This is a genomic window from Corynebacterium sp. AOP40-9SA-29 (assembly GCF_052377405.1).
Taxonomy (GTDB): domain Bacteria; phylum Actinomycetota; class Actinomycetes; order Mycobacteriales; family Mycobacteriaceae; genus Corynebacterium.
The window spans coordinates 272047-287636 of record NZ_JBQSWR010000001.1 but is presented as its reverse complement, the minus strand read 5'-3'; the positions used below and the strand labels follow the sequence as shown (position 1 = coordinate 287636).

11 protein-coding genes and 1 tRNA gene are annotated in these 15590 nt (G+C 65.5%); 5 read left to right on the top strand and 7 right to left on the bottom strand.

Annotated elements, in window-relative coordinates:
• The first annotated feature begins 74 nt into the window (after positions 1-74).
• Positions 75-1415 (top strand): Nramp family divalent metal transporter, encoded by a 1341-nt coding sequence (locus ACT3SZ_RS01360; protein WP_444616062.1) that lies wholly within the window; start codon positions 75-77, stop codon positions 1413-1415.
• 19 nt (positions 1416-1434) lie between these two features.
• On the opposite strand, the gene ACT3SZ_RS01355 is transcribed toward ACT3SZ_RS01360, so the two are convergent.
• On the bottom strand, positions 1435-2961 hold the full coding sequence (locus tag ACT3SZ_RS01355) for an adenylate/guanylate cyclase domain-containing protein (protein WP_444616060.1): 1527 nt from the start codon (positions 2959-2961) through the stop codon (positions 1435-1437).
• 116 nt (positions 2962-3077) lie between these two features.
• On the opposite strand from ACT3SZ_RS01355, the gene ACT3SZ_RS01350 reads away from it, so the two are divergent.
• Both ACT3SZ_RS01350 and ACT3SZ_RS01345 read left to right on the top strand, forming a co-directional pair.
• Positions 3078-4319, top strand: a complete 1242-nt coding sequence (locus ACT3SZ_RS01350) for a DNA polymerase III subunit delta' (RefSeq protein ID WP_444616059.1) — start codon at positions 3078-3080, stop codon at positions 4317-4319.
• Positions 4320-4419: 100 nt separating this feature from the next.
• Positions 4420-4495 (top strand) — tRNA-Thr (locus tag ACT3SZ_RS01345).
• A gap of 373 nt (positions 4496-4868) precedes the next feature.
• Here ACT3SZ_RS01345 and ACT3SZ_RS01340 read toward each other — a convergent pair.
• The gene (locus ACT3SZ_RS01340; RefSeq protein WP_444616057.1) at positions 4869-5315 is read right to left on the bottom strand and encodes an excalibur calcium-binding domain-containing protein; all 447 of its coding nucleotides are present in this window, start codon (positions 5313-5315) and stop codon (positions 4869-4871) included.
• Between the two features lie 132 nt (positions 5316-5447).
• A complete protein-coding gene (locus tag ACT3SZ_RS01335; protein ID WP_444616055.1) occupies positions 5448-5624 on the bottom strand; it encodes a hypothetical protein in 177 nt (58 codons plus the stop codon).
• Between the two features lie 384 nt (positions 5625-6008).
• On the opposite strand from ACT3SZ_RS01335, the gene ACT3SZ_RS01330 reads away from it, so the two are divergent.
• Both ACT3SZ_RS01330 and ACT3SZ_RS01325 read left to right on the top strand, forming a co-directional pair.
• Positions 6009-6773 (top strand): metal-dependent hydrolase, encoded by a 765-nt coding sequence (locus tag ACT3SZ_RS01330; RefSeq protein WP_444616053.1) that lies wholly within the window; start codon positions 6009-6011, stop codon positions 6771-6773.
• 77 nt (positions 6774-6850) lie between these two features.
• The gene (locus ACT3SZ_RS01325; RefSeq protein ID WP_444616051.1) at positions 6851-7417 is read left to right on the top strand and encodes a TIGR03086 family metal-binding protein; all 567 of its coding nucleotides are present in this window, start codon (positions 6851-6853) and stop codon (positions 7415-7417) included.
• A gap of 14 nt (positions 7418-7431) precedes the next feature.
• On the opposite strand, the gene ACT3SZ_RS01320 is transcribed toward ACT3SZ_RS01325, so the two are convergent.
• From ACT3SZ_RS01320 to ACT3SZ_RS01305, 4 genes are all read right to left on the bottom strand, one after another.
• Entirely contained in the window at positions 7432-8106 is a 675-nt protein-coding gene (locus ACT3SZ_RS01320; protein ID WP_444616049.1) for a LuxR C-terminal-related transcriptional regulator, read from the bottom strand.
• 19 nt (positions 8107-8125) lie between these two features.
• A complete protein-coding gene (locus ACT3SZ_RS01315) occupies positions 8126-10426 on the bottom strand; it encodes a hypothetical protein (RefSeq protein ID WP_444616048.1) in 2301 nt (766 codons plus the stop codon).
• Between the two features lie 877 nt (positions 10427-11303).
• The gene (locus ACT3SZ_RS01310) at positions 11304-11906 is read right to left on the bottom strand and encodes a hypothetical protein (RefSeq protein ID WP_444616047.1); all 603 of its coding nucleotides are present in this window, start codon (positions 11904-11906) and stop codon (positions 11304-11306) included.
• A 1567-nt stretch (positions 11907-13473) separates the two neighbouring features.
• Complete coding sequence (locus tag ACT3SZ_RS01305; protein ID WP_444616046.1) at positions 13474-15570, bottom strand: acyl-CoA dehydrogenase family protein; 2097 nt, start codon at positions 15568-15570, stop codon at positions 13474-13476.
• Positions 15571-15590 lie beyond the last annotated feature (20 nt).

Below are 15590 nucleotides of genomic sequence, written 5' to 3'. Positions count from 1 at the left end.
TGTTTGACCACAACTTCACCCAGTCGTAGCATGATGTTCAATACATTGAACTCTTGAACGACGGGTGGCGAAGAATGTCGGTTGACGCCTCCGAGGTGAACCTCGGGCAGGACGGGGCGACGCAGGACAGGGTAGCGCAGGACGCTCCGGCGGCAGGCGGTAAGCAACCCCGCCTGACCAGCCTGCTCGGCCCGGCCTTCGTCGCCGCCATTGCCTACGTCGACCCCGGCAACGTCGCGGCGAACCTCTCCGCCGGTGCGGAGTACGGCTACCTGCTGCTCTGGGTGCTCATCGTCGCCAACCTCATGGCCGCGGTCGTGCAGTACCTCTCGGCGAAACTCGGGCTGGTCACCTCGAAGTCACTGTCCGCCACTCTGGCGGACTGGTTCGACGCCCGCGAGAACAACGGCACCACCGCAGGACGCCGCCGCGGGCGTGCGGGACGCCTCGCGTTCTGGGGTCAGGCCGAGATCATCGCCGCGGCGACAGACGTCGCCGAGGTCATCGGCGGTGCCATCGCCCTGAACCTGCTCTTCGGGACCCCGCTGGTGCTCGGCGGTGTGATCGTCGGAGTGGTCTCGCTCGGCATGCTCGTTCTGCAGGGAGGCCCCACGCAACGCCGCTTCGAGTTCGTGATCATGGGGTTCCTCCTGGTCATCACCGTCGGTTTCCTCTCCGGCCTATTCGTCACCGGACTGTCGGTGGGGGAGATGGTCGAGGGCATCGTCCCGCGCTTCCAGGGCACGCATTCGGTGGTCCTGGCGGCGAGCATGCTGGGTGCCACGGTGATGCCGCATGCGGTGTATCTGCACTCCGGGTTGGTCCGTGACCGCCGGTTCACACCTCAGGGCGACACCGGGATGCGCCGTCACCTCAAGGCCACCAAGTGGGATGTCGGTACGGCACTGGTCGTGGCCGGCACGGTGAACATCGCTATGCTCTGTCTGGCTGCCCAGGCGCTGCGCGGGGTGGACGGCACCGACACCATCGAGGGTGCCCACGGTGCGGTGGAGAACGCCCTGGGCCCGGTGATCGGCGTGCTCTTCGCCGTCGGGCTGCTGGCCTCGGGCCTAGCCTCGACCTCGGTGGGTTGCTACGCCGGTGACATGGTGATGCGTGACCTGCTGAAGGTGCGCATCCCGCTGCTGCTGCGTCGCTTCCTCACGATGCTCCCGGCCCTGGTCATCCTCGGCATGGGTGTGGAGCCCACCTGGGCGCTGGTGATGAGCCAGGTAGTCCTCAGCGTAGGCATCCCCTTCGCACTGGTCCCGTTGGTCGCCGCGACCTCACGACGTACCGTGATGGGACGCTGGGCGAACCCGCGGGCGCTGACACTCGTCGCCATCGTGATCTGTGCGGTGATCATCGCGCTCAACGTCCTGCTGATCTGGCTGACGCTGACCGGGCAGGCGTAGGGACAAATCCGCCGAGGGCCTACCCGCGCTCGGCGAGCGTGGAGCGGATCGGGCGGGCGAGCTGCGTCATCTCCTTGCGTCCGCGCAGTTCCACGGACTTCATCAGTGTCCAGCGCTCCTGCTCGGCGTCGTTGGCCTTGCGCAGCGTGGACGCATTGGTCAGGACGCGGCCCGGGGTGTCCTTCGCCAGTTCGGTCAGCCGCGCGGCGGCGTTCACCGCGTCGCCGATCACGGTGTACTCGAAGCGGTCGCTGGCACCGATGTGCCCGGCCACGACCTCGCCCACGGCGGCGCCGATACCGGCGGCCAGCTCATGCTCGGCGAGTTCCTGGTTGAGTTCACGCGCGGCGGCGAGCGTGTGGCCGGCCATGTCGTCCAGCGGGATCGGGGCACCGAAGACGGCCAGTGCGGCATCGCCCTCGAACTTGTTGATGATGCCCTTGTTGCGGTGCACGACCTCCACGACCTTGTCGAAGAAGCTGTTCAGCGCCTTGACCACGTGCTGCGGGGAGGAGGAGACGGCGAAGCCGGTTGAGCCGATCACGTCGACGAACAGCACGCCCACGAAACGGTTCGCCCCGCCGAGTTCCGGCTTCTCCTCGATGGCGCGGCGGGCCACTTCGGTGCCCACGTAGCGTCCGAACAGGGTGCGGACCTGCTCGCGTTCACGCAGCCCCTGCATCATCTCGTTGAAGCCGGCCTGCAGCACGCCGATCTCGGTGGCGTCGTAGATGCGCACCTGCGCGTGGGAGTCGCCGCGGCGCACGCGGTTCATCGCGTACTGCAGCTCGCGGATCGGGTCGACCACGGTCATGGTGATCAGCCGGGTTCCGGAGAAACCAGTGAACAGTGCGGTGAGGCTCAGCGCCAGCACGCCGGGGAGGATCTCGCGGGCGTCGCCGGGGAAGAAGGTCGTCGCCTGGGCACCAACCATCAGGACCACGCCGATCACCGGGACGGCGGAGGTGAGGATCCAGACTCCGGTGATCTGCAGGGACAGCGGAGAGATACGTTCCTGCGGTGCGCCGGTGCGCCGCAGCGCTCGTGCGGCGACAGGACGCACCAAGCGCTCGGCGACCATGAACGTCATCAGTACCACCATGGCCCCACCCAGCAGGGCGGTGACCGCGACGGACAGCGCCCATTTACCGGAGAACTGGGAGGCGACGATGGTGAAGATCACGACTCCGACTAGCCACAACACGGCCCCGAGTAGGGCCTGGAGTGCCGGAATGCGCAGCACGAGACGCCTGATCATCACCGGGTCGACCGGATCCGGGTTGCGCTGCCACCGCAGCACCGGGGTGAAGAAGAACAGCGTGGCACCGATCCCCACCACCAGCGCAATGATGAAGTACATGGTGTACAACGTGGCGGTGGTGGTGTTCAGCGTCGTCAGTTCTGCGGCTCCGCCGAGGGGCACGAGGAACCGCAGGAAGGACGCCACGCCGAGCGCGCCGACCACGTTGACCAAGAAGACGGTCAGGGCGTACAGCGGCCAGGTGGTGCCCCATGCCCACTTGATGTACTGCCCCAGTTTCTGCATGCGTCCCAGACTATCGGAGCGGCACCGGCTTGTCCCCGTCCCGGTCAAGTACCGGCCCCATAGCTGTCTCATCCGTTCCTGTCCGGTGGCCGGGCGGGGGACTAGACTTGGCCATCGTGTCTTCCCCCTCAGAGTCCGTGTTCACTGCCGCAGTCCTCAGTCCTCACGTGACCGTGCCCTTGATTGCCGCGGTGGAGGCGGCGCGGCGTGAGGTTAGGGGCGAGGGACAGTCCTCCGCCATGACCCACTCGTGGCTGCTCACGGGCCCTCCGGGGTCAGGACGTTCCGTCGCGGCGAAGGCTTTCGCCACGGCGTTGGTGTGCGAGGATCCGGACGTTCCGGGGTGTCGGCGCTGCGCCGGGTGCCGCTCGGCGGCGGCCGGTTCGCACCCGGACATCACCTGGGTGCACACCGACGGCGTGGTGATTCAAGTGGATGAGGCACGCGATCTCATCACGATCGCCGCCGCGAGGCCCACTGTCGCCTCCTGGCGGATCGTGGTCTTCGAGGACGCTGACCGGTTCAACGCGAGTAGCGCGAACGCCCTTCTGAAGAGCATCGAGGAGCCGCCGGAGCGCACCGTGTTCGTCCTGTGCGCGCCGAGCACGGATCCGGAGGACATCGCGGTGACCTTGCGCTCCCGGTGTCGTCACCTCTACGTCCCCACACCTTCGCGCGAAGAGGTCGAGGCGGTGCTGCTGGCCGATGAGCGTCTGGGGCTGTCGCCGGAACAGGCGTCCTGGGCGGCGGAGGTCGCCGGCGGCCACATTGGGCGTGCACGGCACTTGGCGTCGGAGGAGAAGGCGAGGGACAAGCGTGCCAGTGCCCTGAAACTGCCGGCGCTGGTCTACGAGCCGGGTGAGGCATATCGCTTCGTCACGAACCTGGTGACCTCGGCGACGGAGGAGGTCGCCGCGTCGGTAGTCGAGCGTGATGAGAAGGAACTGGCCGATCTGCGGAGCTCACTGGGCATCGGTGCCACAGGCCGAGGTGTGGTCAAGGCGCAGGGGGGAACCGCCGGGCAGATCAAGGAGCTGGAAGCAGATCAGAAGTGGCGTCGGACCCGGATGCTGCGCGATTCACTGGACCTGGCGCTGATCGATATCGCCGGCATGTACCGCGACGCGATGATGGTCGCGGCAGGCGCGGTCGAGGGGGAGGAGCCGGTGGGCGGGTTCCTGCACCCCGATCAGGCGAAGGTCTCACGTGAACTGGCCCGGCGCAATGCACCGGAAAACCTGGTGCAGTGCATCGACGCGGTGTCGGCATGCCGGGAGACGCTCACCTACAACGTGAAGCCCGAGGTCGCGTTGACCTCGATGGTGGGGCGGCTGCGGGAGTGCTGCCGGCAGGTGTGACCTGGGATGGCGGTGGCGACCGGGGCTGTTTTTGTCGAGGGTTGCACTGTCGGCTAGGATTACCCGTCGTATGCAGCACCGTCCCCGACGGTGCCTGTGCGCCGCCTTAGCTCAGTCGGTAGAGCGTTTCACTCGTAATGAAAAGGTCGCGAGTTCGATTCTCGCAGGCGGCTCCATTTCTCGAACGGGCCGGGCCATCAACCTTCATGGTTGGTGGCCCGGCCCGTTGCCGTCGTGTGAACCTGTCATCGGAGCTGCGGGAGAGTCCCTCGCGGGTCGGCGAACTCCATCACCGGTAGCACGGACGTGACCGTCGGCTCGGCCGAGTACGTCGACGGTTCCACTATGAGTGGCGGTGGAGCAATTGGAATCCTTGCGGGGATCATCTATGCGCTCTGGCCGATCGTTGACGCGGCACTGAAGGAGTAGTGAGAGGTTCCCCTTCCACGGGACGGGTTCGCAGAGCGGCCCCGTGATGAAGGACTGAAGGACCCGGAACGTTTGTCGTCCCCGGGGTCCCTCATCACCCCACGCGTGGGGCGGGCTGCGTCAGTTCTCGCAGCCGATTCCGTCGCGGTCGCGGTCGAGGTGTGTGTCGTACCCGGGTGATCCGCGGTAGATGGGCGCGGCACCGGCGGCACGGACCGCAGTGCAGTTCTCGTAGTAAGTGCTGGTACTCGCCACCTCTGGGGCTGCGTAGACCGGTTCTGGTTCCGAGGGAACATAGCCGATGCCGGCGGGTGTGGAGCGGTCATCCTGGTAGTCGTTGATCATTTGCCCGACGTCCGAGCCTTCACTGGAGGCGGTAGAAGTTGGGGAGGGCTCTACCTCTACAGTCTCGGTGACTGTCTCCGTTTCCGTTTCAGTGAGGTACACCGTGCGAGTGGTCGTACTCGGGGTCGCTTCCACGGATTCAGCCTCACCGCCACAGGCGGTGACGAGTCCGAGTGTGAGTGCTGCGGTGGCAACCGCTGCCGCAAAGGTGCGGGTCTTCATTGGGGGTTCTCCTCGTAGAGATTCGCGCCTGTGATCGGCGTGATCGAGGAGTATTAAACTTCATCCACATTCATTTTGGAAAGGAAGGTTCTAGCCCCGGGGGTAACCTGTGGTCGGGCGCGACGCGGATTGTCAGTCCGTCTCTGGCCACGTCTCCTCGCCGCAGGTCACGCCAGCATCGGCGTATGTCTCGGGCGGCATTTCCGGGCAGGTTGGGGGCACGCCCGGAAGGCCCTGGGTGATGTAGCTGATGATCAGCTGCGCGATATCGATGAGCTGGTTGAACAGGTTTCCCAGGAACTCGAACATGGTCGACGTCTCCTCGTGTCAGTGTGCGGGGATGGTTGGGTGCTGCGGTTACGACGAGGCTGCAGCATCCTCGGGGTCCGCGCCGCTACCTGCCACGGACAGGGTCAGGGCCGCGGCGGCGACGAGTGTGCCGAGTGTGTTCCGGTCGCACACGGGGACTCCTGACGGGTGGTTCGTGGGTGATGCGGTGGTGTGGGTGCCACGTACTTGGAGGGGACGTTAAGGCTCGCCTGGGTGAAAGTTAACCCACAACCAGTTAGTTTGGCAAACCATTTTCCAGCTGCTTCCACCGCTTGTTCATTTCATGTCCGTGGCGGCCTGTAGAACTATTGCGGAAGGTTCACGAGCAACAGGCACCGGAAGGAAGGTGAGACCACCATGGTCATGGGGCCCACCCATGCGATGTCGGGCGCAGCGGCAGGTGTGGTGCTCGCTGTCACGACTGCTCAGGCCACGGGCGTGCCGGCGGACGCTGGGGCGGTGGTGGTGCTGGCCGGCGTCACGGCCGGGGCGGCGGTGCTGCCGGATCTCGATCATCCGTCCGGTACCGCAGCCAGGACCTTGGGGCCGGTCAGCAAGATGGTGGCGGTGTTCGTCAACCGCATGTCCTCAATGGTCGCAGAGGCTACCGGGGCGCGGGGCAGGCGCGTCGGCGGGCACCGGACGCTCACCCACACGCTCCTGTTCGCCGTGCTGCTGGCGGCCGCGACGTGGTGTGCGGTGGACCTGGGCGACAGTAGGGTGACCATCGGCATCTTCGCCGCCCTGGTTCTGTTGGCGCTGCATTCGTTGGTGCGTCCGGTCGCGCAGCGGTGGGGTTCGGTGGGGGCGGTGGTCATCGCTATCGGCCTGACCTTGCTGGTAGCACGGGACAGGCCCGAGATGCTTACCCCGGCGGTGATGTCCACTGCGGTCGGCCTCGGCTGCGTGGTGCATTGTGTCGGGGACGCGGTGACGCGCTCAGGTGTTCCGTTGTTCGCACCGTTCGTGCCCGTGGGCGGGGACCGTTGGGGGTCGGTGCACCTACTCCCGGGGCCGTTGAGGATCCGGGCCGCCGGATTCGGCGACACTGTGGCGATGGCAGTGTTCACCGCAGTATTGGTGGGTGCCTGTGTTCTGGGGTGGAACCACGGTTTGATCGTGGGGTGAGTCCGCGCGCGTATTCTTGTCGGGGACAGTCACCGGGCCGCGACTACGGCCCGGACCGCGAACAGGAGGAAAAGACCATGTCCGTACCCAAGGACACCGTTGAACGGTTCCGCGTCATCGCCGACGGCTTCACTGCCCAGACTCAGGACAATGACTGGGACGCACAGACCCCATGCGCGGAGTGGACGGCCCGCGACATCGTGGGTCACCTGATCAGCTGGTTCGCCCCTGCCTTGGAGGACGTCGGCGTCACGGTGAACATCACCGAGGACAAGAACTCCGATCCGGCGGGCGCGTGGGAGCAGTTCTCCGAACTCGTCCAGGACACCCTGGAGGACGACGTTAAGGCAGAGGCGCTGGTCACCCGCGGCCCCATTCCGGGGCAGTCGCTGGAGACCAATGCGAAGGGATTCTTCATCCCGGACGTGTTCATGCACACCTGGGACCTCGCCCGGTCGCAGGGTAGGGACGTGGAGCTGGACGAGGACTTCGCCGAGCGCAATCTCGGCGGTCTGCGCTCCCTGGGGGAGCAGTTGCAGGCACGCGGCGGGTTCGGCCCGCCGCAGGAGACCTCGGCGGACGCGACGTCCACCATCCGCCTGATGGCCTACGTGGGACGCGACCCGAACTTCGGTCTGGACTGAAACCTGGACTGAACTCAACCCCCGCTGAGGTGGGGGTCGCTGGGACCGGGCAGGTAGCCGTCCTCCTGCGCGCGCCGGAAGAGGTCGGTCTTCGTCGGGGCGGGGCGTCCGGCGTTCTGGTACTTCACCCGGATACGCCCGAGGTAGTCGTTGACCGTCTCCTGGGAGATCCCGGTCATGCGGGCAACCCGCTTGGCCGGCTCCCCGGAGGCATACAGTTCGAGCACCTGGCGTTGGCGTTCGGACAGGTTGATCCCGTTGATCTGCGGATCGGAGTCGATCGCCGCCGCCCATTCCGTTGACGGCACGGCGTAACCGTGTGCCGCGGCGCGCACGGCACGCAGGATCACCTCGGGAAGTTCGGACTTCTGGACGATGCCCAGGACACCCGCCTTCAGTGCGCTGCGGACCAGGTACGGGCTCTCCATGGAAGAGAGCACGAGGATGTTGTGGGTGAGGGACTGCAGCCGGTGGACGTTCTCCTCGGGGTTCGAGTCGTCGGCGAGACGCAGGTCGAGGATGACCAGGTCGAGCGACGAAGGATTCTCCAGGCCGCAGATGAGGTCGCTCACCGAAGTAAACATGCCCGCCAGCTCAAGATCGTCGGCCGAGTCGATGAGGGACGAGAGCCCCCTCAGGGATAGCTCGTGGTCGTCGATGGCGGCGACGTTCAGGACAGTTTCACTCATGGAAGTACCATACCGTGGTTCAGCGGCCGGGGACCGTTTCATCCTGAGTTTGCTGTAAGGATCCGTCACAGTGGTACCGGTGGATACCGTCATCGTCCGAGATTGTGGCGAACGCAGACCTGCCCCGGGGGAGCAGCCGTACGGTGACCGTGCCGGTGTCGGCCTGCGACAGGACGTCGAGGATGCGTCGGACCATGCCGTCATGGAGTGCCTCGATGGGGCGGGGAACGATCGGTGACACCGTCGCGGCGTCAACGGTGCCGGCGGGGGCCTCTGCGGATGAGCGATCGTCTATGAGTTGGACTGTGACACCGCGGCCCCGTGCGTCCCACGCGGCGGTTCGCACGTCCGGCAGGTCCAGGAGCGGGGAACGCATGGCGTCCCGCATCCGGAGTTCAGTCAGGCGTGCGAGATCCTTGAGCCCGTGGTCGATGGCGGTGAGCCCCGTCGTCGCCTCGACGAGAGGTGCTAGTTCCTCACGGAGAAGTTGGAGGCGATCCTGCCGGTAGATGGTCGCCTCCTCTGCAGCGATGACGCGGAGCTCGGACTCGCGGAGCTTCTGTCGCGCCTCGGGTAGCCGGACGAGTATGTAGCGGATTCCCAGGGTGAGTAGTGCGCAGGCCACGACCAAGAGGCTGGACAGGAGGACCTGCACTGCTTCGAGACTCCGGTCGGGTGTGCCGGGTAGTACCGACATGACCTCGATGGCCACGGCACCGGCGACGAGGGTGAGGAGCGCGGAGACGGGCCGTCCCCGCAGTGCTAGCAGGGCGCAAAGCAGCGAGGCAGCGGTGATATGCCAGTCGTGGCTCCATTCCGGTGCTGCGGAGAGGTCCTGCCAACGTCCCGCTTCCATGAGCAGGACGACACCGGCGCCGACGACCCAGGCGCGGGACACCGCGACCCGGTAGGCGCGTCCGCTGACGATGACCGCGACAAGCGCTACCGCGAGGACGGTGGTCACGAGGTTCGCGGGTGACGTCGAATGGCCGTTGATGACATTGAGCAGTAGGAAGATCGCGGCCACGGCCACGCCGTAGGGGACGCCGAATACGTAGCTGAGGTGCATGAGGTCGTAGTTCCGCATGGCGGCCGAGTTGAACCGTGACGCGCGGATGTTGCGGTGGGGTGCTGGTCCGGGCGGGAGATTTTCCGCGCTGGAACCTGCGCTCCGGACGTCTTTCCAGGCGAGATCCACGGTCGTACCGTGGCCGGGGGACGAGGTGACGGTGGCGCTGCCGCCGTCCGTGGCCTCCATGCGCCCCAGGATGGAGATGCGGATGCCTGCGGCGGTGGGGCGGACGTCCTCGGTGAGGAAGCCTGGCCCCTCGTCGGTGTAGCGCAGGTGGAGGGCGGAGTCGCTCAGGCTGACGTGGCAGTACCGGCGGACGTCCGGACCGGCGTGCTGTCGTGAGTTCTTCGCCATCTCGGCGATGGCCATGGTGATATTCGCCCCGGCGACCCCGGGCAGCGTGAGGGAGGTGCTCTCGTCGGCGGTGATGATGCAGTCGGGCGTGTGTTGGCGGATGGTGGTGGTCACCGCCTCGATGAACTGGTCGGTGGACATGTCCCCGGCTTCATCGAAGACCGGGGTCAGACGCAGGCCGACAGGTTCGGTGGGGAAGATGCCCTGGGAGAGCCCGCTGAGGGTGGATAGGACATTGTCGTGGACCAGCGCGGTGAATCTCGTCGTCTCCTCCGCCCTGGCGCGGGCCCTGGTGGCGGCGATGTTCTCTGCATGTGACTTGTTGCCGGCGGCATCGATGAACCGGGCGAGCTGCAGGGTGGCGCAGACGATGAGCACCAGGGGCAGTGAGTAGACCAATGCCAGACCGACCTCGGTGGCCACGCCCAGGGGATCGGAACGGTGCTCCAAGGCAGCCGCGGCCAGGGTCGTCCCGCCGACCAGCAGGAAGAATCCGGTGATGCCGGGCGCGAGCGGGACCGTGAGGGCGAAGGCGATCGCGGGCAGCGCGCTGAAGATCGTGAACCACATTCCGGATGCCGCGGGCGCACCGTCGACAAGAGTCTGGATGATGAACAGGGCCAGGGCGACGGGGAGTGAGGCGGCGGAGAGACGCAGGGAAAGGATGAGGAGGTCGCGGCGTCCGATCACGGCTGCCGCGGCGACCAGGACATTCGCCAGCGCGAAGAGTACGGCCGTGGCCATCGGGTACCAGTGGCTGAAGAACGACTCCACGGTGAAGTGCGAGGTGAGGGCTCCGGCCTGCCAGAGTGGCCAGGTCAGCGCGATCGCCAGGGTGGCGTTGCGCAGGATGGCTGTCTCGATGGCGGTGGGCGGACGATTACGCCGGAGCATGATGCTGTGTGGTCTCTGGTGCGCCGGACCCCCGGCTCACATCTGTGAGCCGGGGGTCCGAGCGGGAAGATTCTCTGAGGTAAGAGACCTTAGAGGACGGAGCCGAGGCCCGCGACGACGCCGCCGAGGCCGGCGACGAGTCCGCCGACGAGTGCGGTGACGGAGGTGAGGAGGCTGCTGACGATACCCATGATTAGGTCCTTTCGACGTATGTACTGGTGGTCCGCTGCGGGGCGGGAGAGCCTGAAGGACTTCAGTTCGTCACAGCGACAACTTCTACCATAAACATTCACCGCCAAACTTTCCAGTCAGGGGACTGTCAGGCTCTCCAGCGAGGGACATCTTCCCCGTCGGCGTAGGTGCAGGTCATGAGGACGCCATTTTTGGAGTAGCCGGTGGTGCCTGCTGACGCTCTCGCGCACCAGGCTCCTGGGGTGACGGTGTCGACGGCTGTTGCCGTTGCCGCGGTTGTGGCTGGAACGGCGTCTGCGGCGGCTGGGTAGACCGGTTCCGGGCTGGTGGCGGGCGGGGCCGCCTGTGCCGGCTCGGCAGGGTGTACAGGTTGTACGGGCTGCGCAGGTTCCTGAAGTGGCTCCAGGACGGGGGCCTGGGCATACGGTGTGCCGACGTACGGACTGACGGGAGCAGTGGTGGTTGGTGCTGCTCCGCCAACGGTATTGAGATCCTCCTGAAGGCGAAGATTCGCTTCCGAAGCGAGGCGCTGGGGGCCTTCGTAGGTTGATGCTGGTGCCGCCACGGGAGCCAGGGTGCGTGGCGCTTCGTAACTGGCGATGCTCATGGTGAACGCCGCGATGATGCCAATCGCGGCGGTGCCGAGCAGTAGTACGAGGAATTTGAGGCGCGTGCTCATCGGTTATCAGGACTCGAACGGAGCGAGCGACCCGAGGCTGCTAGCGAGAGATGAGCTGGACGAGGAGCCGGATGAGGTGCTGATCGGAGGGAGATCGCCGTCACCGTACTCATCGCCGTCGTCGTCTGCAACGGTTACGCGCCCGATGGCGATGGCCATACGCTGGCACGGGTTGTCGGCGGCGTACAGGAACTCGTAGTTCACGTTGTCGTACATCGGTTCGGAGGTTTCGCCGGGGGCCACGACCTGGGGGAAAGCCTGGCGGTCTGTACTGTCGAGTCTCACGATGTACTGGTCGCAGTAGTCAGAGGCGTAGCCCTGTTCGATCCACGTGTCCCGGACCCGAGTGGCGATGCTCGATACGAATCCAGTGACGGTGATCGGCTCTGCGGAGGTGTTGGTTACCGTGTATGCGACGTAGAACTTATGCCCCGGGTAAATTCCGCCCGGATAGGCTAGGTCATCGGCGGGGTTGATTGCACCGAGTGCCCGGAGGGTCAGTTCAGGCGGTTGTGGTGCGGCGGTGGCAGTACCGACCCCTGTGGTGGCGAGGACGGTGATGAGGACGGTGGCCGCGGTCCTAGTGATCGCGCGACGAAGAATGTTCATAACGAGAACATATACCTCGGATGAAACGGAGGAGGCCCCTATTATTGGGGGCATTCGGTCGGCGGTTGCAACGGTTGAAGGACCCTGTCCCGGAGGTCAGGGTCCTTCTGTTGGTTCGCGCTTGTCGCGTCCGGGGCGGATCAGACGCCGATGATGGAGCCGCCGACCAGGAGGATCGCGCCGACCAGCACGGTCCCGATGAGGGTGACGATGGAGCCGATGATTGCAAGCATGGCAGTGGCCTTTCAGGCAAGGTGAATGTGGTGGGTGGTGCTCGCGGTGTCGGCTTCGAGGGCTTCTGTCCGCTTACTTAGGATAACGCCAACCGGGGAAGTATGTTATCAGGCAAAAGGACACTATTATTGGGGGCTTCCGGCCAGGAAACTGGGGACGTAGGGCGAGGAGTCTTCGCTATGGTGGCCGGATTGCCGTGAGAATCGTAAAGACCCACCCAGCTATTGCTGGGTGGGCCTTCGCGTCCGGGCCTCCGTTGCCGAAGGCCGCCGAATATTAGTTACCGGTGATGGAGCCGGTAACGAGTCCGATGACGCTGGTGAAGAACGTGCCGATGGCGTTAACAATCTGGCCGACAATGTCAAGCATGGTGATTACCTCTCGGTTGAAGTGGCGGTGCGCCGTGGTGCCGGAGTGGCTCCGTTGCGCTCTCAGTGGGTATATCGACCGTCGTCGAAGTCCGTTACACCACGAAACCAAAATGTTCGGAGAGGCTGCGGACGCCGAGCGGCCCCCGCTCCGGCGATGCCGGGGCGGGGGCCGCGTCGTTGCTGCCGAGGCGGCAGACTAGCCTTCGCCGCCGCCGGTGATGGAGCCGGTGACCAGGTTGATGGCAGCGGTGAAGAAGCCGCCGATGGTGGTAACGATGGTAGTGAGGATCTCAAGCATGATGGGATACCTTTCGATAGGACGTATACGATGCGCGCCGTGCGGGACCGTACAGTCCGTGGGGCACGGGGAGAACTATAACGCCCCGGTATCGCCTGGGGAACATCTTTGTATCCAAATATAGGCCCCTACTTGTGGGGGCTGGAAGAGAGGCGGAAAGTCGGTCACACTTGGGTTGCGTAGCGCTGCTGGAGTGGCCGGCGAAACGCCAAAACCCCGCCCAACCGTGAGGTTGGACGGGGAAAAGCTCACAGTCCCCGTGCGGGGGCTGGATGCTTAATTAGTTACCGGCGATGGAGCCGGTGACCAGCTCGATGGCGTCGGTGAAGAAGGTGCCGACGGCGTTGACGATGGTTCCGATGATATCCAGCATGTTAGTTACCTTTCGAAGAAACGAGTACGGTCATGCGCCGAAGTGAACTGATGAGGCTCTGTGGCGCACTATTAACAGTAACGGACACTCATTGCCGGGTGTTACGTCACGAAGAGATAACGATCTGACGGGGCTTCGATCGGGGGTGTTCACAACACCGTCAGGTGCGTAAATATTGTTCACGACGGGGGTGGTTACGTCGGGTGTTGTGAACGTCGTTACCCCATCGTTACCGTCCGGCGCCGGCGATGGCACCAACGCCGGACGGCATCGTCGCCGGCCCAGTCGCCGTCAGGCCTCCTCGGCCGGATGCGTCGTCGCCCGGGGGACCATGTCGTCGTAGTCCGTCATCAACGGCACGCCCACGATGTTCTCCGGCACCGCGAAGGCGTCCACCAACGTCTGCGACCACGGCCCCAGTGAGTCCACCAGGTCGTTCAGAGCGGCCCGGGCGGCCTTCGTGCGCGTGCCGGTCAACAGGTTCTGCTCCTGGTACCAGCCGCTGTGCTCGTGGATGATGCTCAACACGAACACGTCACGCACCTGCTCCATGACTTCCTTGGCCTGGCCGTCCGCCAGCTGGGCCTCGCCCTCCAGCATCGCCTCCAGGATGATCCGGTCCACGTGCGCCCACGCGCACTCCAGAAGGTGATCCTGGGCCTTGTCGACCAGATCCGCGGCGTCCTCCGTGCTCATCTTCTGCGCCGGCTTGATCCGCCGGATCAGCGACATCAGCAGACGGTCCTCACGCTGCGTCAGCAACTCCACCTGGTAGGCGGGGTCGAACAGGGACGTCTCCTCCTTGTCCGTGAACGAATCCACCAGGTTCTGGATCAGCGTGTCCGCCGCCGTCCGGCGCTTCAGCAGGGTGCCGAAGTTGTCCAGGCCGAAACGCACCAGCTCCAGCGGCTTCAGGTCACCGACCTCGCGGGAGAAACCGGTCAGCAGTTCCTTCGCCGCCAACTGCATCATCACCACGTTGTCGCCCTCGAAGGTGGTGAACACGTCCGCGTCTGCGGTGAACGTGGTCAGCAGGTTCTCCGCCATATAGCCGGCACCGCCACACGCCTCACGGCACTCCTGCAGCACCCGCATCGCATGGTCGGTGTTCGCCGCCTTCACGGCCGCGGCATGGGCCTCCAGCTCACGCTGGTCCCATCGCTGCTCCTTGGTCATATCCGTCCGGTCGATGCCCGCGCCCTCCAGGTCGTGCAACCGGGCGATCAGCTGGTTCGAGGTCAGCTGCAGACCGTAGGTACGGGCAATCAGCGGGATCAGACGCAGACGGTGCTTGCGGTGCTCGATGAGCTTCTTCTCCGGCAGATCGTCGTCCGGGGCGAACTGACGCCGCAGGTTTGCGTACCCGGTGGCGATCGCCAACCCGGAGCGCGCCGCCGCGCCGGAGGCGGCACCCACCGTGATGCGTCCCCTAATAAGCGTCCCGAGCATCGTGAAGAAGCGGGCTCCCACCGACTCGATGGGGGAGGAGTACTCGCCGTCCTCGGAGACGTCGGCGAAGCGGTTCAGCAGGTTCTCCCGCGGCACGCGCACCTGGTCGAAGGTGAAGGTGCCGTTGTCGACACCCTTCAGGCCACCCTTGTACAGGTGATCGCCGATGCCCACGCCGGGCTTGGCCTTGCCGTCCTCGTCGCGGACCTCCACGACGATGCAGTGCACGCCGTGGGACTCGCCCAATTCGCCGTCGGCGTCCGGAGTGTAGAGCTGGCAGAACACCGCAGCCATGCGGGCGTGCTTGGCGGCGTTGCCGATGAACCACTTCTCCGCCGAGGCCGTGGGCGTGTTGATCACGAACTCCCCGGTCTCCCGGTCGTATACCGCGGTGGTCTCCACCGACTGCACGTCCGAGCCGTGCCCACGCTCGGTCATCGCGAACGAGCCCAACGTCCGCAGCTCCATGATGTCCTTGATCAGGGGGATGTGACGGTCCGTGCCGAGGTTCTCCACCGCACCACCCCACAGTCCCCACTGCACCCCGGCCTTCACCATCAGCGACAGGTCCGCGCCGCCCACCGACTCGATCGCCGAGAGCGTCGCGCCGATGTCGCCGGTGCCGCCGTGCTCGGTGCGGAACGTCCCGCGCGGGGCACCGGTGGAGAGCATGTCGTGCATCTGCGACAGGGTCCGCTCGCGGGCCTCGTCCAGTTCCAGGGTGTCGTCCGGATGCAGGTCCTTCTCCACGATCAGGGCGCGGGTCTCGTTCTTCACGTCCGCCCAGCGGCCGTCCAGGACCTCCTGGAGCTCGGCGGCGACGGCCTCCCGCACGGCGCGGTCCGCCCGGTCTCGCAACTTCGCAGGACGTTCGTTGCCACGGCGGGTGAGGCTCGCGGCGATTTCGGTGGTGTCGAGGGCCTTCTCAGTGTGTGCCATACCACTACATATTAGCGGGA